The 26,841-nt window shown below is 64.7% G+C and carries 23 protein-coding genes; 9 read left to right on the top strand and 14 right to left on the bottom strand.

What is annotated here, in order from left to right:
* Positions 1-48 precede the first annotated feature (48 nt).
* Both uvrA and RPS27_RS21190 read left to right on the top strand, forming a co-directional pair.
* Positions 49-2,556: an excinuclease ABC subunit UvrA gene (gene uvrA / locus RPS27_RS21195; protein WP_313754238.1), complete on the top strand. Its 2,508-nt coding sequence runs from the start codon at positions 49-51 to the stop codon at positions 2,554-2,556.
* A gap of 166 nt (positions 2,557-2,722) precedes the next feature.
* On the top strand, positions 2,723-4,033 hold the full coding sequence (locus RPS27_RS21190; protein WP_313754237.1) for an ABC transporter substrate-binding protein: 1,311 nt from the start codon (positions 2,723-2,725) through the stop codon (positions 4,031-4,033).
* Positions 4,034-4,261: 228 nt separating this feature from the next.
* Here RPS27_RS21190 and RPS27_RS21185 read toward each other — a convergent pair whose 3' ends face one another.
* From RPS27_RS21185 to RPS27_RS21175, 3 genes are all read right to left on the bottom strand, one after another.
* Complete coding sequence (locus RPS27_RS21185; RefSeq protein ID WP_313754236.1) at positions 4,262-5,431, bottom strand: Gfo/Idh/MocA family oxidoreductase; 1,170 nt, start codon at positions 5,429-5,431, stop codon at positions 4,262-4,264.
* Between the two features lie 45 nt (positions 5,432-5,476).
* Positions 5,477-5,791, bottom strand: a complete 315-nt coding sequence (locus RPS27_RS21180) for a septal ring lytic transglycosylase RlpA family protein (protein WP_313754235.1) — start codon at positions 5,789-5,791, stop codon at positions 5,477-5,479.
* 215 nt (positions 5,792-6,006) lie between these two features.
* A complete protein-coding gene (locus RPS27_RS21175) occupies positions 6,007-6,435 on the bottom strand; it encodes a hypothetical protein (RefSeq protein ID WP_313754234.1) in 429 nt (142 codons plus the stop codon).
* A gap of 292 nt (positions 6,436-6,727) precedes the next feature.
* Here RPS27_RS21175 and glgC point away from each other — a divergent pair, with 292 nt between their 5' ends.
* The 3 genes from glgC to RPS27_RS21160 are packed head-to-tail and all read left to right on the top strand — an operon-like array spanning position 6,728 to position 9,739.
* Positions 6,728-7,990, top strand: coding sequence for a glucose-1-phosphate adenylyltransferase (glgC, locus tag RPS27_RS21170; RefSeq protein WP_194403801.1), 1,263 nt, complete (start codon positions 6,728-6,730; stop codon positions 7,988-7,990).
* Entirely contained in the window at positions 7,987-9,441 is a 1,455-nt protein-coding gene (gene glgA, locus RPS27_RS21165) for a glycogen synthase GlgA (RefSeq protein ID WP_313754233.1), read from the top strand. Before glgC ends, glgA begins: the two co-directional genes overlap by 4 nt.
* A gap of 37 nt (positions 9,442-9,478) precedes the next feature.
* Complete coding sequence (locus tag RPS27_RS21160) at positions 9,479-9,739, top strand: SemiSWEET transporter (protein WP_211416380.1); 261 nt, start codon at positions 9,479-9,481, stop codon at positions 9,737-9,739.
* 163 nt (positions 9,740-9,902) lie between these two features.
* Here the strand turns inward: RPS27_RS21160 and RPS27_RS21155 are convergent, their stop codons facing one another.
* The gene (locus RPS27_RS21155) at positions 9,903-10,697 is read right to left on the bottom strand and encodes a class III extradiol ring-cleavage dioxygenase (RefSeq protein WP_313754232.1); all 795 of its coding nucleotides are present in this window, start codon (positions 10,695-10,697) and stop codon (positions 9,903-9,905) included.
* Positions 10,698-10,851: 154 nt separating this feature from the next.
* Here RPS27_RS21155 and RPS27_RS21150 point away from each other — a divergent pair, with 154 nt between their 5' ends.
* Positions 10,852-11,031, top strand: coding sequence for a hypothetical protein (locus RPS27_RS21150; protein ID WP_194403805.1), 180 nt, complete (start codon positions 10,852-10,854; stop codon positions 11,029-11,031).
* Between the two features lie 21 nt (positions 11,032-11,052).
* On the opposite strand, the gene RPS27_RS21145 is transcribed toward RPS27_RS21150, so the two are convergent.
* Positions 11,053-12,513 (bottom strand): carboxylesterase family protein, encoded by a 1,461-nt coding sequence (locus RPS27_RS21145; protein WP_313754231.1) that lies wholly within the window; start codon positions 12,511-12,513, stop codon positions 11,053-11,055.
* Positions 12,514-12,589: 76 nt separating this feature from the next.
* Entirely contained in the window at positions 12,590-12,769 is a 180-nt protein-coding gene (locus RPS27_RS21140) for a hypothetical protein (protein WP_249131937.1), read from the bottom strand.
* 261 nt (positions 12,770-13,030) lie between these two features.
* Between RPS27_RS21140 and RPS27_RS21135 the strand changes: the two genes are divergently transcribed.
* From RPS27_RS21135 to RPS27_RS21125, 3 genes are all read left to right on the top strand, one after another.
* A complete protein-coding gene (locus RPS27_RS21135) occupies positions 13,031-15,700 on the top strand; it encodes an alpha/beta hydrolase fold domain-containing protein (protein ID WP_313754230.1) in 2,670 nt (889 codons plus the stop codon).
* Between the two features lie 131 nt (positions 15,701-15,831).
* A complete protein-coding gene (locus RPS27_RS21130; RefSeq protein WP_313754229.1) occupies positions 15,832-16,104 on the top strand; it encodes a hypothetical protein in 273 nt (90 codons plus the stop codon).
* Between the two features lie 94 nt (positions 16,105-16,198).
* Positions 16,199-16,504 carry a hypothetical protein gene (locus RPS27_RS21125; RefSeq protein WP_194403810.1) on the top strand — a complete coding sequence of 102 codons (306 nt, stop codon included), beginning with the start codon at positions 16,199-16,201 and terminating at the stop codon, positions 16,502-16,504.
* 301 nt (positions 16,505-16,805) lie between these two features.
* On the opposite strand, the gene RPS27_RS21120 is transcribed toward RPS27_RS21125, so the two are convergent.
* The 8 genes from RPS27_RS21120 to RPS27_RS21085 all read right to left on the bottom strand — a co-directional run bounded on the left by RPS27_RS21120 (position 16,806) and on the right by RPS27_RS21085 (position 26,840).
* Positions 16,806-16,961 carry a hypothetical protein gene (locus RPS27_RS21120; protein ID WP_167771231.1) on the bottom strand — a complete coding sequence of 52 codons (156 nt, stop codon included), beginning with the start codon at positions 16,959-16,961 and terminating at the stop codon, positions 16,806-16,808.
* A 100-nt stretch (positions 16,962-17,061) separates the two neighbouring features.
* The gene (locus RPS27_RS21115; protein WP_313754228.1) at positions 17,062-17,580 is read right to left on the bottom strand and encodes a septal ring lytic transglycosylase RlpA family protein; all 519 of its coding nucleotides are present in this window, start codon (positions 17,578-17,580) and stop codon (positions 17,062-17,064) included.
* Between the two features lie 361 nt (positions 17,581-17,941).
* Positions 17,942-19,594: an NAD-dependent malic enzyme gene (locus RPS27_RS21110; RefSeq protein WP_349629327.1), complete on the bottom strand. Its 1,653-nt coding sequence runs from the start codon at positions 19,592-19,594 to the stop codon at positions 17,942-17,944.
* A 172-nt stretch (positions 19,595-19,766) separates the two neighbouring features.
* On the bottom strand, positions 19,767-20,759 hold the full coding sequence (locus tag RPS27_RS21105; RefSeq protein ID WP_212067567.1) for a Bug family tripartite tricarboxylate transporter substrate binding protein: 993 nt from the start codon (positions 20,757-20,759) through the stop codon (positions 19,767-19,769).
* Positions 20,760-20,861: 102 nt separating this feature from the next.
* The gene (locus RPS27_RS21100) at positions 20,862-23,201 is read right to left on the bottom strand and encodes a mechanosensitive ion channel domain-containing protein (RefSeq protein WP_212067574.1); all 2,340 of its coding nucleotides are present in this window, start codon (positions 23,199-23,201) and stop codon (positions 20,862-20,864) included.
* Between the two features lie 831 nt (positions 23,202-24,032).
* Entirely contained in the window at positions 24,033-24,983 is a 951-nt protein-coding gene (locus RPS27_RS21095; RefSeq protein ID WP_212067576.1) for a polyphosphate kinase 2 family protein, read from the bottom strand.
* Entirely contained in the window at positions 24,943-25,962 is a 1,020-nt protein-coding gene (locus RPS27_RS21090; RefSeq protein WP_194403822.1) for a branched-chain amino acid ABC transporter permease, read from the bottom strand. Before RPS27_RS21090 ends, RPS27_RS21095 begins: the two co-directional genes overlap by 41 nt.
* Positions 25,959-26,840: a branched-chain amino acid ABC transporter permease gene (locus RPS27_RS21085; protein ID WP_194403823.1), complete on the bottom strand. Its 882-nt coding sequence runs from the start codon at positions 26,838-26,840 to the stop codon at positions 25,959-25,961. Before RPS27_RS21085 ends, RPS27_RS21090 begins: the two co-directional genes overlap by 4 nt.
* Position 26,841: the final 1 nt, after the last annotated feature.

Below are 26,841 nucleotides of genomic sequence, written 5' to 3'. Positions count from 1 at the left end.
ATCCTGCGATCCTGCCGTTGTTCCCCCACGGGGGCCGAAGGAGGCGAGATGGACGATCGACCGAGACAATCCGACAGCCTGCTGCAGGACGACGGCTTCGTCCGGGTCCGCGGCGCGCGCGAGCACAACCTGAAGAACCTCGACGTCCGCATTCCCCGCAACGCCCTCGTCGTGTTCACAGGCGTATCGGGCTCCGGCAAATCCTCGCTGGCCTTTGGAACGATCTACGCCGAGGCGCAGCGGCGCTATCTGGAATCGGTGTCGCCCTACGCGCGGCGCCTGTTCCACCAAATGCAGATCCCTGAAGTCGACGACATCGAAGGCCTGCCGCCCGCGGTGGCGCTGCAGCAGCAGCGCGGCGCGCCGACGACGCGATCATCCGTCGGCAGCGTCACCACCATCTCGAACCTGCTGAGGATGCTCTATTCCCGCGCCGGCGACTACCCGCGCGGCCAAGCGATGCTCTATGCGGAGGCGTTTTCGCCGAACACGCCGGAGGGCGCCTGCCCGACCTGCCACGGCATCGGCCGGATGCTCGACGTCACCGAGAAGTCGATGGTGCCCGACGACACCAAGACCATCCGCGAGCGTGCCGTCGCGGCCTGGCCGAGCGCCTGGCAGGGCCAGAACCTGCGCGACATCCTGACGACGCTCGGCTACGACGTCGACAAGCCCTGGCGCGAGCTGTCGAAGAAGGACCGGGACTGGATCCTGTTCACCGAGGAGCAGCCGACCGTTCCTGTCTATGCCGGCTACGATGCCGCCGAGGTCAGGCGCGCCCTGCGCCGCAAGGAAGAGCCGAGCTATCAGGGCACCTTCACCGGCGCGAAGCGCTACGTGATGCAGACCTATGCCAAATCCGAGAGCGCGATGATGAAGCGCCGCGTCGCGCAATTCATGATCACCCAGGACTGCCCGACCTGCCATGGCACGCGGCTGAAGCCCGAGGCCCTCAAGGTGAAATTCGCCGGGCTCGACATCGCCGAGATGTCGCATTTGCCGCTCAAGCAGCTGCACGAGTTGATCAGGCCGTTCGCAAAGGCTTCGGCGGACAAGTCGGAGAAGATCGTCGTCGCCAGGCGCATCTGCGAGGATCTGACGGCGCGCCTCGCCGTGCTGCTCGACCTCGGCCTCGGCTATCTCGCCTGCGAGCGCAGCACGCCAACGCTGTCGCCCGGTGAATTGCAGCGCCTGCGCCTGGCGACGCAGGTCCGCTCCAATTTGTTCGGCGTCGTCTATGTGCTCGACGAGCCGTCCGCCGGCCTGCATCCCGCCGACACCGAGGCGCTGCTGCGGGCGCTGGACCGGCTGAAGCGCGCGGGCAATTCGATCTTCGTGGTCGAACACGAGATCGAGGTGATCAGGCATGCCGACTGGCTGGTGGATGTCGGTCCCGACGCCGGCGACGGCGGCGGGCTCATCCTCTACAGCGGGCCGCCGGCTGGGCTCGGTGACATCGCACAATCGCGAACGGCCCATTATATCTCGCGACCAAGAAAGCCGCTGCCGGCTGATCGCCGCGAGCCGAAGGGGCATCTGAAGATCAGGGGCGTCGTCCGCAACAATCTTCGCGGCCTCGACGTCGACATTCCGCTCGGCGTCATCACTGGCGTCACCGGCGTATCGGGCTCCGGCAAGTCGAGCCTGATCAGCCAGTTCCTGGTCGACACCGTGGCCGCGCATCTCGGCCATACGCTCCCCACTGACGACGACGACAGCCTGGCCCCGACGGTCGAGACCCTCGGTGGCAAGATCGTTGGCGGCCTCGACCAGGTGAGCCGCCTCGTCGTCGTGGATCAGAAGCCGATCGGCCGCACACCGCGCTCCAACCTTGCGACCTATACCGGCCTGTTCGACCACGTGCGAAAACTGTTCGCGGCGACGCCGCAGGCGAAGTCGCGCCGCTACGATGCCGGGCGCTTCTCGTTCAATGTCGCGAAAGGCCGGTGTGCGACCTGCGAGGGCGAGGGCTTCGTCTGCGTCGAGTTGCTGTTCCTGCCGAGCGTCTATGCGCCCTGCCCGACCTGCAAGGGCGCGCGCTACAACGACAAGACGCTGGAGGTGAAGATCCGCGGCAAGTCCATCGCGGATGTGCTGGCGATGCGCGTCGACGAGGCCTTCGCCTTCTTCGAGGGCGATGCCACGCTGAACCGTTCGCTGTCGGTCGTCCGCGAGGTCGGTCTCGGCTATATCCGCCTCGGCCAGTCCGCCACCGAATTGTCCGGCGGCGAAGCCCAGCGCATCAAGCTCGCGACCGAACTGATGCGGCCGCAACGCGGGCACACGCTCTATGTCCTGGACGAGCCAACCACCGGCCTGCACCCGCGCGATGTCGAACGGCTGATTGCCCAGCTCGAGCGGATCGTCGACGCCGGCAGCAGCGTGATCGTGGTCGAGCATGACATGGACGTCGTCGCGCACAGCGACTGGATCATCGATCTCGGCCCCGGCGCCGGCGACGAGGGTGGCCGCATCGTCGCGGCGGGGACGCCCGAGCGGGTCGCCAAAGCCGGCGGCAAGACGGCGCGTTATCTGGCCAGCCGTCTCAGGCAGTGACCACGCGGCGATGGCCGCCGGGCCATCTCGCCGTCATTTCGCAAGTGCGTTCCATAACGCCGCGGACAGACCTCGACTTTCGCCATGTTGACTTTCTTCGATCCGGTTCCCCATACTTCGCGGAACAATAACAACCAAACACAAGACGGTTTTGAGGGAGGATAGGATGCCGACTTCACGCAGGCAGCTGCTGAAGGGTACGGCGGCTGCCGCCGCCACACTCAGCCTCGATTGGACCAGGGCCCAGGCGCAGGCCGAGAATTTGCGCATCGGCCTGATCTACGACCTCACCGGGCCGTTCGCGGCCGGCGGCTCGGTCGCCTCCTCGGTCGGCGCGCAGATCGCCATCGATCTCGTCAACGAAAAGGGCGGCATCGGCGGCAAGACCAAGATCGTGCCCGTTGCGGCGGACTCCCAGAGCAAGGCCGACGTCGCCATCAACGAGGCCGAGCGGCTGATCAGCCAGGAAAAGATCGACATCATCAACGGCGTCTATTCCAGCGCGCACGCGGTGCCGATGGCGGCCAAAGTCGAGCAGCAGAAGAAGATCCTCTGGATCACGACCGCGGTCTCGACCGCCGTGTTCAAGGACAAGAACCTGCAATACGTGTTCCGCGCGCAGATCCATTCCGACCAGTACGGCCAGGCCTTTGCCGGCTTCCTCGCCGAGCACGCGCAAGCCAAGCTCGGCATGGATCCCAAGGAGGTCAAGGTCGCGCTGATCCACGAGGATGGGCCCTACGGCGTCGGCGTCGCCGCCGCCGATGAGGCCTATGCCAAGCAGGCCGGCATCCAGGTCGTGCTGCGCGAGGGCTATTCGGCCTCGGCGCCCGACCTGTCGGTGCTCGTGACGAAGATCAAGCGCGCCAAGGCCGACGTGATCTCGCATGCCGGCTACAACCCCGACATCACCCTGTTCCTGCGCCAGGCGCGCGAGAGCGGATTGCGCTTCAAGATGCTGTTCGGCGCCGGCGCGGGCTACAGCCAGCTCGACAAGCTGCGCGCCACGTTTGGCGCCGACATCGACAATTTCTGCAACATCGACCCGGTGCCGGCGCAATTGCTCGATCCGTCCAAACTCGCGCCGGGCATCGGCGATCTGATCAAGACCATGGTCTCGCGCTACCAGGCCAACACCGGCGCCACCGACGTGCCGCCGCATTGCTCGATGGGCTTCAACCAGACCTGGGTGCTGCTCAACAACGTGCTGCCGGTCGCCAAGGAGAAGTACGGCAGCTTCGAGCCCGAGGCCATCCGCAAAGCCGCGCTCGACGTCGACATTCCCGCCGGCGGCACCATCCAGGGCTACGGCGTGAAATTCTTCCCGCCGGGCAGCCCGCTCTCCGGCCAGAACGAGCGCTCGACGCCTGTCGTGATGCAGAATGCCGGCGAGCACATCTCGGTGGTGTGGCCGACCAACATCCGCACACAAGACCCGGTGTTTCCGCTGCCGAAGGGATCGACCTACGGGACGTAGTATTGAACGCGCTGAAATGGATAGCGAGCATCGGCGCCGTCTTCCCCTCTCCCCTTGTGGGAGAGGGTGGCTCGCCGCGAAGCGGCGAGACGGGTGAGGGGTCTCTCTCCACGCGTGAACCTCTCGCCGTCTGAATTCTCGGGTAGATACCCCTCATCCGGCGCTTCGCGCCACCTTCTCCTACAAGGGGAGAAGGATAGCAGCGTGCCTGTGGTCTCTTCAGCGGCCCTACAACACCACCCGCCGTCCCTCCTCCGCCGCCCAATAGCCAGCGTAATTTACCTTGATCGTCTCGTAGGCCAGCGCGAGGTCCGACAGCGGCTGCCGGCCCGTCGCCACGCATTCCATGAAATCCTGGATCTCCTGCAAATAGCCGCGCGTCCATTCCTCCTCGAGGCAGACATATTGCCAGCCGGTTTTGCGATCGACCTTCTCGGTGATGTAGACGCTGGCGAGCTTCTCCTCGCTGGTCTGGTAGCTCATCAGATGATTGTTGGGGGTGATGTTGGCGAACAGCGAGCCGCCGCTGGTGTAGGTCTCGATCAGGTTGCGCACGCCGCCCATGATCATGTCGCCGGAGAACACGGTCGCCTTGGTGCCGTCGGTGAAGGTGGCGGTGAGCGTGCCCCAGTCTTCGACATCGACGGGATTGGCCTTGATGTAGCCGCGCTCCTCGGGCTTGAGAGACGCCGTGACGTTGCCGACGTCGCCGGTGACGCTGGCGACACGGATGCTCTCGCCGCGCGCCTTGGCCTCGACCTGCTTGAGATAGAGCACGGCCGAGAGCGGATGGCAGCCCATGCGGATCAGCGAGCCGCCGCCGGTCATCGCCCATTGCGCGGCATGGGCCGCGTGCGAGCCGGAATGGCTTTCCTCGCCCTTCATGAACAGGATCTTGTCTTTCGTCGCCCTGATGATCTCCGCCGTCTTGGTCACCGCGGGCGCGTAGACCCAGTCCTCGGCGTACATGAAGAGTTTTCCGGTGCGCTCGATCGCGGCGCGGGTCTTGTCCATTTCCTCGATCACGCGCTGATACATCAGCGCCTTCGGCACGTGCTTGCCGATCGGCTGCGCGTCGCCGTCGCGGCCGAAATAGCCGGCGAACGGCTTTTCGCAGATCACATGCTTGCCGGCCTGCATGGCACCGACGATCATTTCGGCATGAAGATTGGGCGGGGTGCAGATGTCGACGACGTCGATCTCGCCGTCCGCGATCAGCTCTGCAAAGCTGCGATAGACGCGCGGGATATTGTGGTGCTGCGCGAACGCGATGACTTTCTCGCCACGCGCGGCGACCGCTGCGACCTCGACGTCCACGCCATAGACGCGCCGGAACGCATACATATGCAACTCCGACACGAAGCCGCAACCGACGAGTCCCACCCTGATTCCTGCCATCGTGCTCCCCAATGCTTTGGGCAGCACTATAGCGTGCGGGCCGGCCTATTCCACGGAGACTCGCACCACACCCGCGCTCATCATGCCGAGTGCGCGGGCGGCGGACACCGAGAGATCGACGATACGGCCGCGGATGAACGGGCCGCGATCGTTGACACGGCATTGGATCGAGCGGCTGCCATAGGACACCCTGAGCACGCTGCCGAACGGGCGCGTGCGGTGGGCGCAGGTGAGTTCGCCGCCTTTACCGGCTTTTCCATAGCCGTAGTAAGAGGCAAGCCCGCTTTCGGCGCGGGCAACGGAAACGACTGAAAACGAAAACATGGCTAGGCAAAACAATAGCGTCGGCTGCGCTTGCACGGCACCGCTCCCGGTTGGCCCGCCCGGCACTGCAAACGACGATTTGTTCCCTGGAGTTCCAAACCTGCGGCGCGCAACGTGCGGCCGTGCCATCACACATTGTTACTTCCGCGAAAGAGCAGTCCACGCCGGCCGGCTCCATCGCAACGCGATTGTGCGCGCAAACACAGAACGCGTTTGCGCGCAGACCATGCTCATAGCCAGAGCCCGAGGGCTCACCAATAGCGGCGATAATAGTGACGGTGATAAACCCGGTACGGGCGGTAGCCGTAGCCATAGCCGTAGTACGGACGATACGGCCGATAATATCGCGGATAGACCGGGGCGTAACCGTAGCCGCCGTAATAGGCCGGCGCATAACCATAGCCGTAGCCCGGATAGCCATAGCCGCCGTAATACGGACCGCCGTAGTAGCCATAGCCGCCGCTGGCGATGGCGCCGCCGATGATCGCGCCGGCGGCGAGACCGCCAAGGCCCCAGCCCCAGCCGCCGCCGCGCCAATGCACCTGCGTGACGTCATTGCCGGCTGCGGCCTTCATGGTCGCGACGTTGGTCGGCAGCGGGGCCGCCGCCGCCTGCTGAATTTCGCCGGCGACGACCGCGCCGGCCAGCACACAGGCAATTGCCGTTCTCCAGATCCTCATCGTCTTACTCCCTGTCTGACTTGCTTGGAAAAGGATCGCAACACCATGATCGGGCATCCTTGCGCCAAGTCAAAGTCCGGATTCAAAACCCGGATTTGCGTGCGGCGCACAAGTCCCGCGCATGGCGCGCTGCTGGATAGCCAAGTCGAAAGCATTAAGCTTCCCGCGTTCGCAACCAACAACCTACTTCCCGATTTACTATGCGTACCGTTACTATCGGTTCCAGTGGGCGCGGGACCGCGGGGCTTCTGGCGACAAAAAGCCTCGAAATGCCAGAGTTTGGGAGGATGACATGAGTGCCGTCGGTAGTGAACCGCTCGCCCGTCAGGCGTTGGCGTTCGTCCTGGCGGGCGGACGCGGCAGCCGGCTCCTGGAGCTGACTGACCGGCGCGCCAAGCCCGCCGTCTATTTCGGCGGCAAGTCCCGCATCATCGATTTCGCGCTGTCGAATGCCGTCAATTCGGGCATCCGCCGGATTGCGGTCGCGACCCAGTACAAGGCGCACAGCCTGATCCGGCACCTTCAGATGGGCTGGAACTTCTTCCGCCCCGAGCGCAACGAGAGCTTCGACATCCTCCCCGCAAGCCAGCGCGTCTCCGAGAACATGTGGTATGTCGGGACGGCGGATGCGGTCTACCAGAACATCGACATCATCGAATCCCACGCCTGCCGCTTCATCGTCGTGCTGGCCGGCGACCATATCTACAAGATGGATTACGAGGTGATGCTGCGCCAGCATGTCGAGAGCGGCGCCGACGTCACGGTCGGCTGTCTCGAAATGCCGCGCGCGGAATCCAGTGGCTTCGGCATCATGCATATCGACGAGAACGGCTGGATCCAGGAGTTCCTGGAGAAGCCGAAAGATCCGCCGCCGATGCCCGGCAAGCCGGACGTCTCGCTCGCCAGCATGGGCATCTACGTCTTCAACGCCAGATTTCTGTTCGACCAGCTCAGGCGCGACGCCGAGGACCCGAACTCCAACCACGATTTCGGCAAGGACATCATTCCCTATCTCGTCAAGAACGGCCGCGCGATCGCGCACCAGTTCTCGACCTCCTGCGTCCGCTCCAGCCGCAACAACACCGCCTACTGGCGCGACGTCGGCACCGTCGACGCCTACTGGTCCGCCAACATCGATCTCACCGACGTGGTGCCGGAGCTCGATCTGTTCGACCGCGCCTGGCCGATCTGGTCCTATTCGGAAATCACACCGCCGGCCAAATTCGTCCATGACGAGGAAAGCCGGCGCGGCCAGGCGGTGAGCTCGCTGGTCTCAGGTGGCTGCATCATCTCGGGCGCCTCGCTGCGGCGCTCGCTGCTGTTCACCGGCGTGCGCATCAACTCCTACGCCAATGTCGAGAACGCGGTGATCATGCCCTATGTGAATGTCGGCCGCGGTGCGCGGCTGAAGAACGTCGTGATCGACCGCGGCGTCGAGATTCCCGAAGGGCTCGTCGTCGGCGAAGACCCCGAATTCGACGCGAAGCGATTCCGCACCACCGAGCAGGGCATCTCGCTGATCACCCAGCCGATGATCGACGGGCTCAATAAATGACGCCTGTTCGCGTCCTCGCGGTCGCTTCTGAAGTCTATCCCATCGTCAAGACCGGCGGCCTTGCAGATGTCGCCGGCGCGCTGCCGATCGCGCTGAAGGCGCACGGCGTCGAGATGCGCACCTTGATGCCGGGCTATCCCGACGTGATGCGGCTGGTTTCCGGCGCGGCGGAGCTCCGGACCTGGCCCGATTATTTCGGCGGTCCCGGGCGGCTGCTTGCCGGCTCCCACGAAGGGCTCGATCTGTTCGTGCTCGACGTGCCGCATCTCTATGCGCGGCCGGGCAATCCCTACGTCACCTCCGAGGGCGTCGACTGGCCGGACAACGGCGTGCGCTTTGCGGCGCTGTCCCGTGTCGCCGCCGATATCGGTCACGGCCTCGTTCCGACGTTCGTTCCCGATGTCGTGCACGCCCATGACTGGCAGGCCGGGCTCGCACCCGCCTATCTGCATTACGACAATCGGCCGCGGCCCGCGACCGTGATGACCATCCACAACATGGCCTATCAGGGCAAGTTCGCGCCGGAGCTGATCGGGGCGATCGGCCTGCCCTGGGGCGCGTTCAACGTCAACGAGCTCGAATATTTCGGCGGCATCAGCTTCCTGAAGGCCGGCCTGCAATTCGCCGACCGCATTACCACGGTATCGCCGACCTATGCGCGGGAGATCCAGAGCGACGAAGGCGGCATGGGGTTCGGCGGCCTGTTGCGCGCACGCGCAAGCGTGCTCAGCGGCATCCTCAACGGCATCGACATCTCCGTGTGGAATCCGCAGGACGATCCGCACATCGCCTACCGCTACGGCGCGGAGGACCTCACGTTCCGGGCCGCGAACAAGGCGGTGCTGCAGCAGCAGTTCAACCTCGATTCCTCGGATGAGGCGCCGCTGCTCGGCGTCATCAGCCGACTGTCATGGCAGAAGGGTCTCGATCTCCTGCTCGAGGCGATTCCGACCATTTTGCGCGAAGGCATGCAGCTGGCGCTGCTCGGCAGCGGCGACCGCGATCTCCAGGACCGCTATCAGGCCGCCGCCCGCGCCAATCCAGGCCGGATCGGCGTCGTGATCGGCTATGACGAGATTTTGGCGCACCTGCTCCAGGCCGGATCAGACGCGCTGATCGTGCCTTCGCGCTTCGAGCCCTGCGGCCTGACCCAGCTCTGCGCGCTGCGCTATGGCGCCGTCCCGATCGTCTCACGCGTCGGGGGGCTCGAGGACACGATCGTCGATGTCGGCGAGGCCGACGCCTCCGGCCGCGATGCCACCGGCTTCAAGTTCGCACCCGTGACGGCGGAGGCCCTCGCCGGCAGCTTGCGCAAGGCCAACACCGCCTTCCACGACAAGCCGACCTGGCGCCGGCTGCAGCGAAACGGCCTTGCGACCGACGTCTCCTGGCGTGGCCGCGCCGGCGAATATGCCGCGCTGTATCGTGATCTCATGACTTCCCGCGCCTGAAGCATGACCGTCCTCGAATCCATGTTATAGAGCCGGCATGGACCCCTTCGTCATCAAGCTGATCGGCTTTGCCGCCGCTACCTGCACCACCGTGGCCTACGCGCCGCAGGCCATCAAGGTGTGGAAGACCCGCTCCACCGGAGACATCTCGCTCGGCATGTTCCTGGTCATGGTGCTGGGCCTGCTACTCTGGCTGATCTACGGCCTGCTCTCCGGCGACGCCCCGCTCGTCGCCGCCAACGCCATCACCATCGTGCTCGCCGGATGCATTCTGGTGATGAAGCTGCGATACGGGTGAATGTCCCTCTCCCCTTGTGGGAGAGGGTGGCTCGCCGCGTAGCGGCGAGACGGGTGAGGGGTCTCTCTCCGCACATGAACCTCTCGCATTTGAGTTCGCTGAAGCAACCCCTCATCCGGCGCTTCGCGCCACCTTCTCCCACAAGGGGAGAAGGTGGAATCAATCATCCAAACACATAGGACGCCATCGCGACGCTCGCGACTTCGTCGACGAAGACGCGCCGGCCGATGTCGCGGCCGGCGGCGCCGGCGGCCACCATCAGCGGCAGCAGATGGTCTTCGCGCGGATGCGCCAGGCGCGCGCTGGGTGCATTCTCCCAATCCACCAGCATCGCGTTGCGGCGGGCCGGATCCGGATTGCTGATCGCCTCGTTCAGATAGGCCTCGAAATCGTAGGAGACCGGCTTGGACTCCGGCCGGTTGAAGCCGCGCATGTTGTGATAGGTCAGCCCGCTGCCGACGATCAGGATGCCTTCGTCGCGCAGCGATGCGATCGCCTCGCCGACCTTGATGTGCTCGGCCGGATCGTAAGCCGACTTTAGCGAGAGCAGCACGATCGGCATGTCGGCATCGGGATACATCAGTCCGAGCGGCACGAAGGTGCCGTGATCGAAACCCTGATTGGGATCTTCCCGGCAATCGAGACCCGCGTGCGTCAGCAGCGCCTTCACTTGCGCGGCAAGCTCGGGCCTGCCCGGCGCCGGATATTTGATGTGGTAGGTATGCTCGGGGAAACCGTAATAATCGTACACCATCGGCGGATGCGCCGAGGTCGACACGGTGAAGGCGTCGGCCTCCCAATGGCCGGTGATGACGAGCACGGCCTTTGGCCGCGCGGGAAGCAGTTGCGGCAGCCGGCCGAACTCCTGGGCGGTCTTGGCATATTGCATCCGCCTGTCCTCCATGAACGGCCAGGGGCCGCCGCCATGCGACAGAAACAGGGTCGGAAATCGCGTCATGGGGCTCGTCTCAATGGCAACAGGCGCGTGCCAGTGCCCGCGCGACCGGCGGCGAGCATAGGCAAACCGGCATGGTTAGCAAGCCGTTAACGATTTGCCGCCCAAAATCCTGATGTGGCCGAAGCAGTCGGCCTGAAGACAAGTGAGACGTGAGATGAAGAAGTTTGCGCTGGGGGACGTCGTCAACAGTGACAAGGGCCGCCGCGGCATCGTGCGCGCCGCCTTCAAGTCGCGGGACGGCCAGCAGTTCTACGCCGTCGAGAAGGACGGCGCGATGGACTATCTCGAGGAAGACCGGCTGACGCCGGCTCCCCGCGTCGAGCTCGCGGCTTAAAGCCCACTCCATTCTATCGCGCTAGCGCGCGAGCCGGTCGAGACGCTCCGCGAATGGATCGTCGCCGCTCGCGATGCGATCGTTCGTGATCAGCAGCAGGCGATCGCGGCCCGCCGCAGCGTCCCAATGCGGCAGATCGGGGCCGTTGGGATCGCCGCTCCTGGCGAAGTTGACCCAATAGGATCCCATGCGCCTCGCAACCTCGCGATCACCGCGCGAGAAGATGCCCGCCCCGGGTACGCCTTCCGCGCCGAAGATGAATTGCAGCTCCCGCCCGTGCCCGCCCTCGGGACTGGCGCGCCGGGCTTCCGGCACATAGGCGAAGCGATAGCGAAAGGTTGCCGTGCCGCTTGCGGCATGCAGGCGGGCCAGCAGTCTTGCGGGCTCGGAAAAGACCTTGTCGGTATAGAACCTTGCCGCAAGGTCTGAGGACCTGACGATCTCGGGATAGAGCTTGCGCAGCTCATCGCTCGGGATACCTGACGCTGCCACCTCCTCCTTGGTATCGAACTCGCTGTCGAAGCCGGTCTCGTCGTCGTTGGAGCCGATGATCAGGGGAATGCGGCTTTGATGTCCGGCCGCAAAGCCGGCGGCAATGTCCTCGGTCACCAGGCTTCCATCCATCATCGGCGCGAAGCTGCGCCGCGACGTCTCCAGGAGACGATTTTGAGAGGCCAGCAGGCGACGCGGCTCTGCGGCGCGCACATCCGCCTGCGGTCCCAGCGCCGTCACGAACTGCCGGCCCATCGCCTCCGCCTCCTGCACCGAGCGCAGTCGCGCGCGCGCCGGGAGTGATTGCAGGATGGCTTTCTGGAACAGACCACGCGCGTGCGCGGACAGCATCAGTAGCGCGATCGACGTCGCGCCTGCGTCGCTGCCGAACAAGGTGACATTATCGGGATCACCGCCAAAGGCCGCGATGTTGTCGTGAACCCAGTGCAGCGCGGCGATCTGGTCCATCAGGCCGTAATTGCCGGAGCCGCCTTCCGACAGCGCGGGATGAGCAAGCCAGCCGAGCGCGCCGAGGCGATAATTGGCGGTCACGACGATGAGGCCGGCCTGCGCCAGCCTCGCACCATCGAACAGATGCTCATTGGCCGTGCCGCCGACAAAGCCGCCGCCATGAATGAACATCATCACCGGCAGCGGACCGTCGACCCCGAAGGGACGGAACACGTTCAGCGTGAGACAATCCTCGCTCGCATCACGCAGCGCCGGTTGAAGGCACGGCGCGCCATACGCGTAGGCAGTCTGCATCTCCGAGCTTTCGGGCGTCGGCTGCGGCGAACGCCAGCGCAGCGCGCCGATCGGAGGGGCCGCATAGGCCAGTCCCTTGAACGACGCCACTTCGCCTTCGACGGCGCCGAGCATCTGTCCTTCACGCGTCAGTGCGAACGGAAACTGTCCGACCGGCTGAGCCACGGCCGAGCCGGCGAGCAAAAAAAATGCGGAAGCCGCAATGAGCGCAAGCAGGGATCGCATCTCGGGATCTCGATGCGCGGACAGGTTCCCGTGAGGTTATGTCCGCGGCGCGCCAGGAGGCAAGCCTCGCGGCGGCTCACTCATCGCGCTTTGCGAGAATCTCCGCCAGCGCGTGCCGCGCGACGATGCCGAGCTCACCGAGCGTGGCGTGGCCGGCCTGCGCGGCCTCGATCAGGCGCTCGGCGATGAACCTGCGACTGTCGTGATCGCCGCCATGCGGCAATTGCCGGCATGTCTCCTCCAAGACGACGTCCATGTTCGCTTTGGTCCGCTCACTCAACTCTGGCATGACGCTCGGTCGCTACGCGTGGCTTGTAACCGCAAGCATACACAGGCGGATCGGGCATGATTATCCGGGTAATCACGGCCATTGTGCATCGCGATGCGTGTAGCGCCGCGACATTCACGTGGCCACGATGCCGCCGCAAACGACCACCGAAGATTGCACTTGCTCTGATGACAAGCTGAACCTGCAGCGATAGCCTGCCGGCAAAACGAAACATACGGGAGGAATGCGATGTCTGACGCAATGGTTGCTACTCGTGCCACCGAGAAACGCGGAACCGCTCAGCAGGTCGATGTCGCCGTGGTCGGCGCCGGATTTGCCGGCCTCTATCTGCTGCATCGCCTGCGCAAGGCCGGTTTCTCGACCGTCGGCCTCGACGAGGCCGGTGACGTCGGCGGCACCTGGTATTGGAACCGCTACCCCGGCGCACGCTGCGACATCCAGACCATCGATTACAGTTACACCTTCGATCCTGAGCTCGAGACCGCCTGGACCTGGTCGGAGAAATACGCGACCCAACCCGAAATCCTGCGCTATCTCGGCTTCATCGCCGACCGCTACGATCTCAGGCGCGACATCCGCTTCAAGACCAAGGTCACCGAAGCCAAATGGGACGAGCAGGCCGAGCGCTGGCTCATCACCACCGACAATGGCGAACCGGTTTCCTGCCGCCATTACATCATGGCCACCGGCTGCCTCTCGGCGCCGAAGCCGCCGGAGATCGACGGCGTCAAGGATTTCAAGGGCGAGGTCTATTTCACCGGACGCTGGCCGCATGACGGCGTCAATCTCGCGGGCAAGCGCGTCGCGGTGATCGGCACCGGCTCGTCGGCGATCCAGTCGATCCCGCTGATCGCCGAGCAGGCGGCGCATCTGACCGTGTTCCAGCGCACGCCGAACTTCGCATTGCCGGCGCATAACGGCCCGGCGCCGTCGGACCGCAAGACCTTCTTTGAAAGCGATCGCTCAGCCTATCGCGAGCAGGCGCGACAGTCGATGGCCGGCGTGCCCTATCCGCAGCAAACGGTCGTGAGCTGGCAGCTCAGTGACGCCGAACGTCGCGAGCGGTTCGAACGGGCCTGGGCGGCGGGCGACCTCGTCCACATCCTGACCCAGCTCTGGGCCGACCAGGCCGTCGATATCGACGGCAACAAGATCGTCCAGGACCTGATCCGCGAGAAGATCCGCGCGGCCGTGAAGGATCCCGAAACGGCGGCTGCGCTGATGCCGGATGACCATCCCTTCGGCGCCAAGCGCCCCTGCCTGGAGACCAATTACTACGCCACCTACAACCGGCCGAACGTCACCCTGGTCAATCTGCGCCAGGAGCCGATCAAGGCGATCACCGCCGGCGGCATCACGACGGCCAAGCGCAATTTCGACGTCGATGTCATCGTGTTCGCGACCGGGTTCGACGCCATGACCGGCGCGATCCGCGCCGTGCATCCGATCACCGGGCGCGGCGGCAAGTCGCTCACCGACGTCTGGGCGCAGGGACCGCAGAGCTATCTCGGGCTCACGGTGGAAGGCTTCCCGAACTTCTTCATGATCACCGGCCCCGGCAGCCCCTCGGTGCTCTCGAACATGGCGGTGTCGATCGAGCAGCATGTCGACTGGGTGGTCGACCGCCTGGCCGCGCTGCGCAATGCCGGCTTCACCACGATGGAGCCGACCGAGACGGCGCAGGCCGGCTGGAACAGGCACATGGCCGACTGCTCGATGCTAACGCTGCACCGGCTCGCCAACACCTGGTACACGGGCGCCAATGTGCCCGGCAAGGTGCAGGGCCTGATGCCCTATACCGGCGGCGTCGGCCCCTATCGCAGCATCTGCGACGAGGTGGTCAGCCGCGGCATGCTCGGTTTCAAGCTCACCGGTCCGGGAGGCGCCGGGCAATGCAATGACGGCGAGGTGGTGCGCCTGCAGCCGGACGTGCGGCTGGTGCTGGGCCTGCTCGCGACACTGAACCTGCCGCCGATCGAGTCGATGGGCGCGGAAGGCGCGCGCGCCTTCGTCAACGAGTTCAACAAGGGCCGGCCCGCAGGGCGGCCGATCGGCGACATCGTCGATGGCACCCTGCCCGTCACGGGCGGCGCGTTGCCTTACCGCGTCTACAAGCCGGCTACGCCGGGACCGCATAAGGTCGTGGTCTATTTCCACGGCGGCGGCTGGGTGCTCGGCGACGAGCAATCGGACGAGCCGTTCTGCCGCGACATGGTGCGGCGGACCGGCATGATGTTCGTCAGCGTCGGCTATCGGCACGCGCCGGAGCATCGCTTCCCGACCGCGGCCGAAGACGGCTATGCCGCAACGCGCTGGATCGCCGAGCACGCCGAACAGCTTGGCGGCAGCCCGGGCCCGGTGCTGGTCGCGGGGTGGAGCGCCGGCGGCAACGTCGCCGCCGTCACCTGCCAGCTCGCCCGCGACCGCGGCGGGCCCGAGATCGCCGGCCAGCTCCTGATCTGCCCGGTCACCGATTGCACCTTCGATCGTCCCTCCTACAACGACAATGCGGTCGGCTACTTCCTGACGCGCTCGCTGATGTACTGGTTCTGGGACCTCTATTGCTCGCCCGCCGACCGCACCGATCCGCGGGTCTCGCCGCTGCGCGGCAAGGTCGCCGGACTGCCGCCGGCCTTCGTGGCAACCTGCGAGTTCGATCCGCTGCGCGACGAAGGCATCGCCTATGCCGAGGCGATGTCGGCCGCAGGCGTCCCGGTCGAGCAGTTGAAGGCGCACGGCCATTTCCACTCGTCCTTCACCATGGTCGACGTGGTGATCACCGGCGTGCCGGGCCGGGTGCAGATGGCGGAAGCCTTGCGGCGCTACGCCGGGCTGCCGCCGGAGGTCAGTCGCGAGGAGCCTGGTCCTGGCTTCAAGATCGCGGCGGCGGCAAGCTGATTGCGGCAAGGCGGCCGGGAACCTTTTTCCGGCTGCTGCGTTGGGTCGCCGTGGCATTGAGATGCAGCGACAGGTGTAGGCCCCGGCCCGCGAACCCGCGTGCTGGGGCATTTTTTGCGTGAGGCGAGACGATGGGGGACGTTGTCGGAGAGTCCAAGGTCGATTTCAGTGCGCCTGCGGTCTTGTACAAATGGCCGTCCCTGGCAAATCAGCGCCGGGAGGATAGCACGCCCTATCAGGTGATCGAGGGCACGCTGGACGAATGCATTTCTGCTTTCACGGCAAAGCCGGCGACGACCCGGCATCTCTATGAGATCCGCACGGCAGCGCAACCGCCGCTGGTGACCGAAGTCCTCTCGCCCGAGCACGTCATCGAGCTGTCGCGCTGGCGAGAGTTTCTCTGACACTTCACGGGATCGCGCAGGAACCTTCTGCTGGTTTTTCCCGTTAACGGGATCGGAAGCCAAGTCCGGAAGCCAAGTCGCGAGTGCCCTGAGGATGCTTGAAGCTGGCGTATCGTCCCCCGTCGTGCCCTATGGCGCAGACCAGACCTTGTTCGTGGTGATCGATCGCCGCGATGAGGCGACCGAAATTCGCATCGAACGCAACGATCTCGAAGCGACCATCGGCGAGCTCGTCGCCGGCTGCTTCAACGACCCCATCAAGGTGATCTCGTTCAACACGCTCGAGCATTGGATGAAGGACATCTCGACCGACGTCGCCGGCGAGATCCGCGCGCGCTGCGACATCGACGGAATAGAGCTGCCGGACTATCTCAGCGACTTCGTCGAAAGCCATTCATAGAAAGAATTCATAGAAGGCCATTCGTGGAAAGTCCGGCGCGCTAGAAGTGCCGCGCTGTTTGCGCTGGCAACAAAAAAGCGCCGCTTCCGCGGCGCTTTTCGTGTGACACCCACTTAGTGGTGCCAGAACAATGCCAGCAGCAGAACGATCGGCAGCGGCACGCCAAGCAACCAAAGCAAAGCACCTCGTCCAAAACCCATGATGTCCTCCTCTTCTCTCCTGCCCAGATGACGCAGGAGGCGCGAAGAAGTTCCCCGGTTCGCGGGGAGGACGAATGCGTTCAGAGCATGGTTTGCTGGAGCTAAGCGCGCCGGTACTTGCCGGCGATGACGTCGATCTCGCGGCGGCGTTCGTCGGCAAAGGCCAGGAGCTTTTCGATCGTCAGCGTATCCGTGATCCGTTTGGCGAGCCGCTCGGCGCGCGCGGCCTGATCTTCGAGATACTGGATCGTGTTCAAGCGTCCGTCTCCCCAACAGCCCCAAATTGTCCGGACACCCATGGTGCTTGAGAAGCCGCTAACAGCCGGTTAAGCGCGCCGCGTCGTCTTGACGAGCGCGCTATTGCACGACCTCGAGGCGGACGTTGGTGATGCCCTTGTCGACCATGCCGAGCGCCTCGGCCGCGGACGGCGAGATATCGACAACGCGGCCGCGAACATAGGGCCCGCGGTCGTTGACCCTGACCGTGACGAAACGGCCGGAGTTGGTATCGGTGACGCGGAGCTTGGTGCCGAACGGCAGGCTGGGATGCGCCGCGGTCAACTCGTTCTTGTCGAACCGCTCGCCGCTCGCGGTCTCCGTATCGGAATAGAAGCTGGCGAGGCCATGCGACGCGGTCTGCTTGGCGTTACCGTCGGGGACGCGCGCCCGGCTGATCGGGCGCGGATGCAGCGCCGCCACGCGGTGCGGCCGCTCGACCGCGGCCTGCCTGTTGACGCCGGCGAGATCGGCCTTCTGGCGGCCGACCGGCGATTGCGCGCAGGCCGCAAGCGAGGCGGCGCCGGCGATGGCCAGCAGCAGCCGGCACGAGGTTGCGAAGGAAATCCGGGCAGTTTCGGCACGTGCAATGCAAGACATGGTACGCCCCTCCGAACGGGAGCGATTTTCGGTGGGCAATGAGGGCAGAACCTTGTCGGAACAAAAGCAGGCGTGGGGCCGCCGCCGTTTCGCGCCAGCTGTGACGATTCCACCACAGTGACGCGTCCTGAATCGGGACAGATTCGGCGAAAATCAGCGCGATACAATGCGCCAGATGATGGGCCGCGTGTCCGGCTGGCTCTCGGCCGGCTCCGCATCATCCTTCAGGAGCTGCGCGAACTCACGCCAATAGAGTCGTCGCCAGGTCGTCTTCAAGCTGGCGAGAAAATCGAGCTCTCCCGGGCATGACGATGCGGAAACGTGGCGCCGTTATCGCGCCGTTTGGGCGCGGGACGACTGCTCAGTAATGCGGCTCGTACATCTGCGACTGCACCAGGGCCTTGACGTCATTGGGCGCCGGCCCGTCCGCGAGCCCGCGCTGATAGGCAACGTCGGCAACGGCCGCGGCGATGCGGACCGAGACTTCGCGGATGCGCGGCAGCGCCGGATAGAGACTGCCCTGCGCGAGATCGTCCTTGCCGACGCAATCGGCGAGCGTATGGGCCGCCGCCATGAACATCTCGTCGGTGACGAGGCGCGAGCCGCTGGCGATGACGCCGAGGCCGACGCCCGGGAAGATGTAGGAATTGTTGCCCTGGCGCGGCACGAAGCTGCGGCCGGCCAGCTTGACCGGATCATACGGGCTGCCGCAGGCGAACAGCGCACGGCCCCCGGTGTAGCGATAGGCATCCTCCGCCGAGCATTCGGCCTTCGAGGTCGGGTTGGAGAGTGCGAACACGATCGGCTGTTCGTTGAGCTCCGCCATCGTCTTGAGCACCTCCGGCGTGAAGGCGCCGCCGACCGCGGCGACGCCGATGATCGCCGTCGGCTTCAGCGTCTTGATCGCAGTGAGGAAGTCGGCGATCGGCGCCTGATCGGTGTGGGCATAGCGGAGCTTGTGGCCGGACAGACCTTCGCGTCCGCCGACGACGAGACCGCGGGAATCCACCAGCCAGTTGCGGCGGAGCGCGTCCGCCTCGGAGGCGCCTTCCGCCATCATCGCGGACACCACGAGATCGGCGATGCCGGTTGCCGCCTCGCCTGCGCCCAGGAACAGGATCTTCTGGTCCTTCAACTTGCCGCCATTCACACGCAGCGCCGAGAACAGGCCGGCCAGCGCCACCGCCGCGGTGCCCTGGATGTCGTCGTTGAAGACGCAGGCTTCATCGCGATATTTGTGCAGCAGCTTGAACGCCGAATGATTGGCGAAATCCTCGAACTGGATCAGCACGCCCGGAAAGGTCTTTCGCGCCGCCTGCATGAATTCGTCGACGAAGCTGTCATAGGCTTCGCCGGTGAGCCGCCGCTCGCGCAGGCCGAGATAATAGGGATCGCTCAAAAGCTCTTCGTTGTTGGTGCCGACGTCGAGAACGATCGGCAGGCACGCTTCCGGATGCACGCCGGCGCAGGCTGAATAGAGCGAGAGCTTGCCGACCGGAATACCCATGCCGTTGGCGCCGAGATCGCCAAGTCCCAGAATGCGTTCGCCGTCGGTGACGACGATAAGCTTGGCCTGATAGGGCCAGTTCTCCAGGAGCTCGGCGATCTGGCCGCGATCGCGCGAGGAGATGAACATGCCGCGCGGCCGCTGGAAGATCAGGCCGTATTTCTGGCAGGCGAGCCCGACCGTCGGCGTGTAGATGATCGGCTGGATCTCGTCGATATTGTCGACGACGACGCGGAAGAACAGCGCCTCGTTTCGGTCATGCAGCGCGTTCAGCGCGACGTATTTTTCGAGGTCCGTCGGCAGCGTGCGCAGATTGGTGAGGACGCGCTGCGCCTGCGTCTCCATCGTCAGCACGCAAGGCGGCAGCAGGCCGCGCAGGCCGAGTGCTTCGCGCTCGGATTCCGTGAAAGCGGTGCCCTTGTTGAGCAGGGGATCGCGCAGCAGCGCCATGCCTTGCGGCGGATTTGACGACGTCGATTGGGCAACGACCCGGGCAGGTCTATTCACGAATTCCCCCAAGAAGCACATTGAACCGCGCACATTGTCGGCCAGCGCTCCATTGAGATCAAGGACGCAGACACTGAGGCACCGATTGTGATCTCGCACCGCAGCGAGATTTGCGCCAACGATTGGCAGTTGCGCGCGTAAAAGTTAACGCGGCAAGGCTCTCTACCCCTCGTCATTCCGGCTTGATGTTAGCCGCCTTCACGATCGGCCACCATTTCTCGGTCTCGGCCTTCTGGAACGCAGCGAGCGCTGCGGGCGTCTGCTGGTCGGTTGGCGGTATCTCCTGCCCGAGTTCGGTAAAGCGCTGCTTGACCGCGGCATCGGCGAGCGCGGCGACGATCGCCGCGTTGATCCGGGCGACGATGTCCTTTGGAGTGTTCTTCGGTGCCCAGATGCCGTGCCAATAGGAAATATAAAGCCCTGACAGGCCCGCCTCGTCGACGGTCGGAATGTCGGGAGCGGAGGCAAGCCGCGTCGGCGATGTCACCGCGAACGCCTTGACCGCGCCGCTCTTGACGTGTGCCAGCGAGTTCGCCGCCTGGTCGAACATGATGTCGATCTGGCCTGCGACGAGATCGATCATGGCGGGCCCTGCGCCGCGATAGGGCACGAACTGGAAATCGGTGCCTGTTTTATCCTTGAAGAAGACGGCGGCGACGTGGGCTCCCGTGCCCGCCCCTGAAGTTCCCGCGGTGGCCTTACCGGAATTGGCCTTCAGCCATGCGATCAGCTCCTTGAGATTGTTCGCCTCGAGCGACTTCCGGCCGACGATGAGTTGCGTGCCCATCGCGATCATTGCGACCGGCTCGAAATCGCTCACGACGTCATAAGGCAGCTTGAGGATCGCGCCGTTCAGCACATGGGTGCCCCAATGACCGATCGTGATCGTCGTGCCGTCAGGCGTCGCGCGGGCGGCGCGGGCACCTGCAATGCTGCCGGAGGCACCGGCGACGTTCTCGACCACGACCGTGGTGTGCAGCTCGGCAGCGATCCGCTCCGACAGGATCCGCGCCAGCGTGTCGGTCGGACCGCCCGCGGCGAACGGTACGATGAGGGTGATGGGACGCGATGACTGAGCGCCTGCCGGCGTGCACCACATCGCGCATGCGATCAACGCGCCAATGACGATCGCATGACCGCGCAGCACAGCCCACAGCCCCCGCATCAGTCTCTCCCGCCCTTTTTGTCGCCCGCATGTTGGCAGCGGGCTGGAGGGCGAGTGAACGCTGCCGGGCGACCCGAGGCAAGCGGTAAGTTGATAACGCGGTTATCCGGCCGCGCGCCGCGGCGTCAGATTGGCGGCGCTGTCGGCCGGCGGCGCGATATGCATCAGGATGGTCTGGGTGGCGGATGCGACGTTGATGCCGTTCTGCTGGAAGCGCAGCTTCATGCGGCGGTTGAATTCGCGCTGGACCGGCCAGCGCCCGGCTTCGGTGCAGCGGATCTGGCCGACGATCGACACCATCGCGCCGTCCACCTTGTCGATGCCCCAGAGATCGAGGTCGCCGCGGATCAATGCGCGGAAGTCCGGCTCGCGGCGCATCTCCTCGACGATGTCCTTGAGGATCTGGCCGGCGCGGTCGGTGTCTTCCTTATAGGCGACATTGACGCTGACGGAGGCGTTGCCCGCGCCGCGGCTCGCATTGGTGATGGTCGTGACCGCGCTGAACGGCACGATGTGAACGGCGCCGTCGCCCGCGCGCAGACGTATCGTTCGAATGGAAACGTTCTCGACCACCCCTGACAGGCCCGACACGCTGACATTGTCGCCGACCTGCACCGTGTTCTCCAGCAGCAGGAACAGCCCGGTGATGAGGTCCTGCACCAGCTTCTGCGAGCCGAAGCCGATGGCGATGCCGACGATGCCGGCACCCGCCAGCAGCGGCGCGACATTGACGCCGATCTCGCTCAGCGCGGTGAGGCCGACGATCGTGGCGATCAGGCAGAGCAGCGCGGTGCGCAGCATCGGCTGGAAGGTGCGCAAGCGCGCGGCGCGGGCGTAGTGCCCGTCCCGCGACAGCGTGTTGATCTGGCGGTCCAGGAGCGCGTTGCTGGCCTCCCAGATCGCCGCTGCGATGAATACGGCGAGGCCGATCGTCACCACGGCCGAGATCAGCCGGCTGCCGATCTGGCCGCCATAGAACCAGACGATGGCGTCCACACCCCAGACTTCGAGCATCGCCACGAAACCGATGAAGACGATCACGCCGGAGACGATCCTGCGCAGCAGCGGCAGGTAGCGGTTGGCGCGGATCTCGAGACCCGGAAAGCGCTGCAGGATCTCCGGCTGGATGCGGAAGCCACGGTCGATCAGGCTCAGCGTCAGCATGATGGCAACGCGCGTGATCACGGCAACGACGATAGTGCCGACGAAATATTGCAGCAGCAGCGAATAACCGTTGCGGATGTTGAGCGCCCACACCGCCCAGAGCGCGAGATCGAGCGCGATGGCGAGATAATGCCATCCGCCGGCGATGCGGTTGCGCAGGCGGGCCGCGATGCCCTGCCGGTCGGCCGGCGCCCGGATGGCCTCGGCGACCTGCCGGCGGCATTGCAGGATGATGACGACGACGAAGAGATGCACGATCAGCATCACCATGCGGAGCAGCGCGGCATAGCCGGCGCGGTGCAGGCCGAGCAGCAGCGCGACATTGGCAAAGGCGATGCCGGAGACGCCGACGCCGACGATGCGGCGCGCCCAGATCTCGACATAGGCGGCCGTCTCGGCGCGCACCGGAAACAGACCGAACGGCCCGGCCAGCGCCCGGACGACGCAGATGAGTCCGCGCGAAAACGCATAGGCGTTGACGACCGCGAGGATCACGAGGCGAACGGTGGTGGGCTGGCCGATCTCGGTGCCGAGCAGCGCCGTCGCGACACCGACGAAGAGCAGCACGGGAAGCAATTCGAGGACGAGGCGCCCGAACACGAAAGGCAGGCGCTGCATGATCTGCCAGACGCGCGCCAGGCTGTGACGGCGCTTGTGCAGTTCGGGCGCGGGGGTGACATCGGCAACCGACGACGGCGGATCCGCAATCGGCAACACCTGCGCCGGCAGATGCGCGGTTTGCGGCACACGCCCCTCGAGGAAGGCAACCGGGCGCCGGATCAGGCGAAACAGCACCCATTCGGCCGCGAGTGCGCAACCGACCACCAAGGCGAGCTTCCAGGCGATCTCGATCAGAAGATTGTAGGCCGCGGGATCGTTCGCGGTTCGCACGATCCAGTAATAGAACGCCGGGAAATGCGTGATCGTCCGCGCCACGCTGGCGATCTCGCTCGAGATCTCGCCGATCTCCTCCGACACCGTGAGCAGGAGCTGCGCACCGAGTCCGTCGGCCGAGAGCGGGATCGGCGACTTCTGCTCGGGCGCGGGCGTCGCAGGTTGCTGCGGACCGGACGCATTGGCGATCAGGCGTAGCGTATCGATCATCTGCGCGCGCTTCTTGTCGTCCTGAAGCGTCTCGAGCGCACGCTTGGCCTCGTCCGGCGACAACGCGGCGGCATTGTTCGCGGCCGGCTGAGGCGGCTGGGCGCGGGCGCTGGGGAAGGAGAAGAACGCGAGGAAGAGAACGGCGAGAACCGCCGGGGCAAGCTTATGCGACACGAGGAGTCCTTAAAAAAATGCATGCGCCGGCGGCGTCGGGACCACCGAAACACATGCGTCATGTCGGATTGAAGCTATTCGCCTCGCGCCTGTGTCGGAAGTTGGCCTTCGAGGCGACATTCTCTTGGCATTTGCCGCAATGCAGGGTCGGGGAACCTCGTCTCTGCAGAGTTCAGACGCCGAAGCGTGGTCCGTGCAACGCGATCCGTCCATTGCGGGATTCCCGCAGTTCGACTTTACAAGTCGTCACGCCCGGGCTTGTCCCGGCCATGGCGATGTGGTGACCAGTGCACCCCAAGTGCACAAATCATCCGCGGATCGCTCCGTCATTCCGGGAAGCGGCCCGGAATGACGGCGAGGAGGAAGGAGGGAGAAACGCAGGATGTCAAAGGCAGCTATCGCGGTCGGCCTCGTCAAGGCCATCCATACGATCGGCGACCAAAATACAGCGCCGGGAAGGTAGGGGCTCTGCCTTACTGATGCAGCCCGCTAAACCTTGACCCGGCGTGCCGTTCGCGGTTTCTGCCGCTATGCGATAGTCCGAACGAGCTCCATCGCACTTAACGCGGCTGGATTTGCGGAGGTGGTGTCATAGACCTCCCCTTGCTCATGAGGTGGACGTTGCGTGTCGCTTGTTTGCGACCGACGGCATGGTCCTCCTGTGCCACAAAACTGTCAAGCGGGATCAATCGGCGAAGAGATCACAATTGAGCATGCCGGTTCCGGGAGTGATCGGAACAGCGCCTGTTTTGCCCGACGCAACAACTCTATTTCGTGTAAATCGAAATGACTTTTCAACGATCGGCAAACCCTTGATTTTGCTCACGCCGTCTACTTTGCATGGGGTTGTTTTCGCGATTTCTTCGCTTGGCTCCTCTTGTCTTCCTTCTCCAGCGCCGTGCGCACCGCGTCGAACTCCTTCAGCGAGGCCTTGTCGGCGCGGGGAAAGCGCAGGTCGAGTTTTTCGAGCGTCGCATTGATCACCGAGCCGATCACGACGCGCGCAAACCATTTGTGATCGGCCGGCACGACATACCACGGCGCATGGGCCGTCGCGGTGTGCCGGACGATGTCCTGATAGACCGCCTGGTAACGCGGCCACAGCGCGCGCTCCTTGATGTCGTCCATCGAGAATTTCCACTGCTTGGCCGGGTCCTCCAGCCGATCGAGAAAGCGCTCGCGCTGCTCGTCCTTGGACACGTTGAGGAAGAACTTCAGCACCACGGTGCCGTTGCGGCAGAGATAGCGTTCCCATGCCGAGATGTCCTCGAACCGCTCCTTCCAGATGTTCTTGGTCAGCAGCTTCTGCGGCAGCTTCTCCTTGGCGAGAAGCTCCGGGTGCACGCGCGTCACCAGGCATTCCTCGTAATGGGAGCGGTTGAAGATGCCGATATGCCCGCGTTCGGGCAGCGCGATCACATGGCGCCAGAGGAAGTCGTGGTCGAGCTCCTTGCTGCTCGGCGCCTTGAAGGCGTGGACCTCGCAGCCCTGCGGATTGATGCCCTCGAAGATCGCCTTGATGGCGCTGTCCTTGCCGCCGGCGTCCATGGCCTGGAACACGATCAGGAGCGACCAGCGATCCTGGGCGTAGAGCTTCTCCTGAAACTCGACCAGCCGCTTCTTGTTGACGTCGAGGAGCGCCTGCGCCGTCTCCTTGTCGAGATCGCCCTTCTCGCTGGTCTTGTGATCCTTGAGATGAAACTTGCCCGAACCGTCATAGCGGAATGGCGTGATGTAGCGGTCAAGTTCCTGGGCGGGCGATTTGGACGGCTTCTTGCTCATGAGCGCGGGGCACCTTGCGTTGCGGCTTCAGTCGGTCGAGCAAGCTACCAAGGATGCCCTTGGGAAGGAATATGATGAAGAGCACGAGCAGCACGCCGTAGACGAGATTGTCCCAGCCGACGGCCTTGGTGCCGAAGCCGATGCGCAGGGTCTCGGCCAGCAGAATGGTGATGATGGCGCCGAAGGTCGGGCCGAGCGAGACGAACAGGCCGCCGACGATGGCCGCGAACACCATCTGCAGCGACACCGCGATGCCGCTGACGGTGTCGGGGGTGATGAACATCTGGTACTGGCAGTAGATCGCGCCCGCGAGCGCCGTCATCAGCGCGCTCAGCAGCGTGATCTTCAGCTTCTCCGCGGTGACGTCGACGCCGGCGGCCGCCGCCGCGTCCTCGTCCTCCGAGATCGCCTCCAGCGCATAGCGGGCCATGCTGCGGTCGACCCAGTGCCAGACCACGATGCCGAACAGCCAGACCCCGAGCGCGATCAGATACCAGGTCGTCTTGTCGTCGAACTGCAGCGCCCACAGCTTGTTGCCGGATGCGCGGTTCGGCGTGTAGCCGAGCGAGCCGCCGGTATAGTCGCGTGTCGCGGTGATGACCTGGAGCACGATGCCCGACAGCGCCAGCGTCACCAGCACGAAATAGTGGCCGGTGATGCGGAAGCGGAAGCAGGGATAACCGACGATCAGCGCCAGCGCGCCGGCCGCGACCATGCCGATGGGAATGCCGATCCAGGGCGACAGCCCGAGATGATTCCAGAGCAGCGCGGTGACATAGGCGCCGATCCCCATGAAGCCGCCATGGCCGAGCGAGACGAGGCCGAACCGCCCCATCATCGACCAGGAAGTGTAGGCGAACGACCAGATCAGGATCAGCACCAGGATGTGCAGATGATAGGGGTCGCGATAGACGAAGGGCAGCGCGACCAGTGCCGCGAGCCCGATGCCCCAGGCTGCCAGCCGCCCCTGCCCCATCATCGGCGCCTCGCCAGGAGGCCCGCGGGCCGGATGAACATCATGACGATGAAGAAGGCGAAGGCGAGCACGTAGCCCCATTCGAGATCGGAGAACAGGCCGCCGAGCGAGATGATCTCGGCGAATACGAAGGCCGCGATGAAACCGCCGATGAAATTGCCGAGCCCCCCGAGCACGCAGATCAGGAAGGTGATCGGCCCGAACGACAGCCCGACGAAGGGGTGCACGTCATATTGCAGCACCAGAAGGCAAGCGGCGAGCCCCGCGAGCGCGCCGCCGAGTGCGGAGGTGATGAGATAGATTCTCTTGGTGTCGACGCCCATCAGCGCCATGATCTGGCGGTCCTGCGAGATGGCGCGGATCGCGGTGCCGGTGAAAGTGCGCGTCATGAACAGATAGACCGCGACCATGCCGACCAGCGCCGCCAGGAACGACAGCAGCCGGGCGTAGCTGAAATTCATGTCGCCGAAGGCGAGCACCGGCAGGCGGATGCCGAGGTTGCGGAAGTCGATGCCGAAGGCGACGGTGGCAAAGCTCTGCAGCACGAACAGAACTCCGCCGGTCGCGAGCAGCTGGTTGATCGGCGGCGCGGTCAAGAGCGGCGCGATCACGAGGTAATGCAGCGCTGCGCCGAGCAGCGCGACCAGAACAACGGTGAGAGGCGCTGCGACGAAATAGCTGAGACCGTAGACCTGCACCATGAAATACATGGCATACATGCCGATCATCACGAGCTCGGCGTAGCAGATCCAGGTCACGTCGATGACGCCGAAGATCAAATTGAGCCCGAGCGCGAGCAGCGCCAGCACGCCGCCGAGCAGGATGCCGTTGATCACGGCCTCCAGCAAATAGATGTCGAAAATGTCCAGGAACGCCTGCATC

It is taken from the genome of Bradyrhizobium sp. WYCCWR 12699 (assembly GCF_032144035.1).
GTDB lineage: Bacteria > Pseudomonadota > Alphaproteobacteria > Rhizobiales > Xanthobacteraceae > Bradyrhizobium.
The sequence above is the reverse complement of the archived record's forward strand: the minus strand, read 5'-3'. Positions and strand labels throughout refer to the sequence as shown.

What these genes read in the sequence shown, in the direction of transcription:
- glgC (WP_194403801.1), top strand. Translation starts at nt 6,728, where the DNA reads ATGAGTGCCGTCGGTAGTGAACCGCTCGCCCGTCAGGCGTTGGCGTTC.
- RPS27_RS21155 (WP_313754232.1), bottom strand. Translation starts at nt 10,697, where the DNA reads ATGACGCGATTTCCGACCCTGTTTCTGTCGCATGGCGGCGGCCCCTGG.
- glgA (WP_313754233.1), top strand. Translation starts at nt 7,987, where the DNA reads ATGACGCCTGTTCGCGTCCTCGCGGTCGCTTCTGAAGTCTATCCCATC.
- RPS27_RS21140 (WP_249131937.1), bottom strand. Translation starts at nt 12,769, where the DNA reads ATGGACGTCGTCTTGGAGGAGACATGCCGGCAATTGCCGCATGGCGGC.
- RPS27_RS21185 (WP_313754236.1), bottom strand. Translation starts at nt 5,431, where the DNA reads ATGGCAGGAATCAGGGTGGGACTCGTCGGTTGCGGCTTCGTGTCGGAG.
- RPS27_RS21190 (WP_313754237.1), top strand. Translation starts at nt 2,723, where the DNA reads ATGCCGACTTCACGCAGGCAGCTGCTGAAGGGTACGGCGGCTGCCGCC.
- RPS27_RS21105 (WP_212067567.1), bottom strand. Translation starts at nt 20,759, where the DNA reads ATGCGGGGGCTGTGGGCTGTGCTGCGCGGTCATGCGATCGTCATTGGC.
- RPS27_RS21145 (WP_313754231.1), bottom strand. Translation starts at nt 12,513, where the DNA reads ATGCGATCCCTGCTTGCGCTCATTGCGGCTTCCGCATTTTTTTTGCTC.
- RPS27_RS21160 (WP_211416380.1), top strand. Translation starts at nt 9,479, where the DNA reads ATGGACCCCTTCGTCATCAAGCTGATCGGCTTTGCCGCCGCTACCTGC.
- RPS27_RS21135 (WP_313754230.1), top strand. Translation starts at nt 13,031, where the DNA reads ATGTCTGACGCAATGGTTGCTACTCGTGCCACCGAGAAACGCGGAACC.
- uvrA (WP_313754238.1), top strand. Translation starts at nt 49, where the DNA reads ATGGACGATCGACCGAGACAATCCGACAGCCTGCTGCAGGACGACGGC.
- RPS27_RS21090 (WP_194403822.1), bottom strand. Translation starts at nt 25,962, where the DNA reads ATGATGGGGCAGGGGCGGCTGGCAGCCTGGGGCATCGGGCTCGCGGCA.
- RPS27_RS21150 (WP_194403805.1), top strand. Translation starts at nt 10,852, where the DNA reads ATGAAGAAGTTTGCGCTGGGGGACGTCGTCAACAGTGACAAGGGCCGC.
- RPS27_RS21115 (WP_313754228.1), bottom strand. Translation starts at nt 17,580, where the DNA reads ATGTCTTGCATTGCACGTGCCGAAACTGCCCGGATTTCCTTCGCAACC.
- RPS27_RS21175 (WP_313754234.1), bottom strand. Translation starts at nt 6,435, where the DNA reads ATGAGGATCTGGAGAACGGCAATTGCCTGTGTGCTGGCCGGCGCGGTC.
- RPS27_RS21085 (WP_194403823.1), bottom strand. Translation starts at nt 26,840, where the DNA reads ATGCAGGCGTTCCTGGACATTTTCGACATCTATTTGCTGGAGGCCGTG.
- RPS27_RS21130 (WP_313754229.1), top strand. Translation starts at nt 15,832, where the DNA reads ATGGGGGACGTTGTCGGAGAGTCCAAGGTCGATTTCAGTGCGCCTGCG.
- RPS27_RS21095 (WP_212067576.1), bottom strand. Translation starts at nt 24,983, where the DNA reads ATGAGCAAGAAGCCGTCCAAATCGCCCGCCCAGGAACTTGACCGCTAC.
- RPS27_RS21125 (WP_194403810.1), top strand. Translation starts at nt 16,199, where the DNA reads ATGCTTGAAGCTGGCGTATCGTCCCCCGTCGTGCCCTATGGCGCAGAC.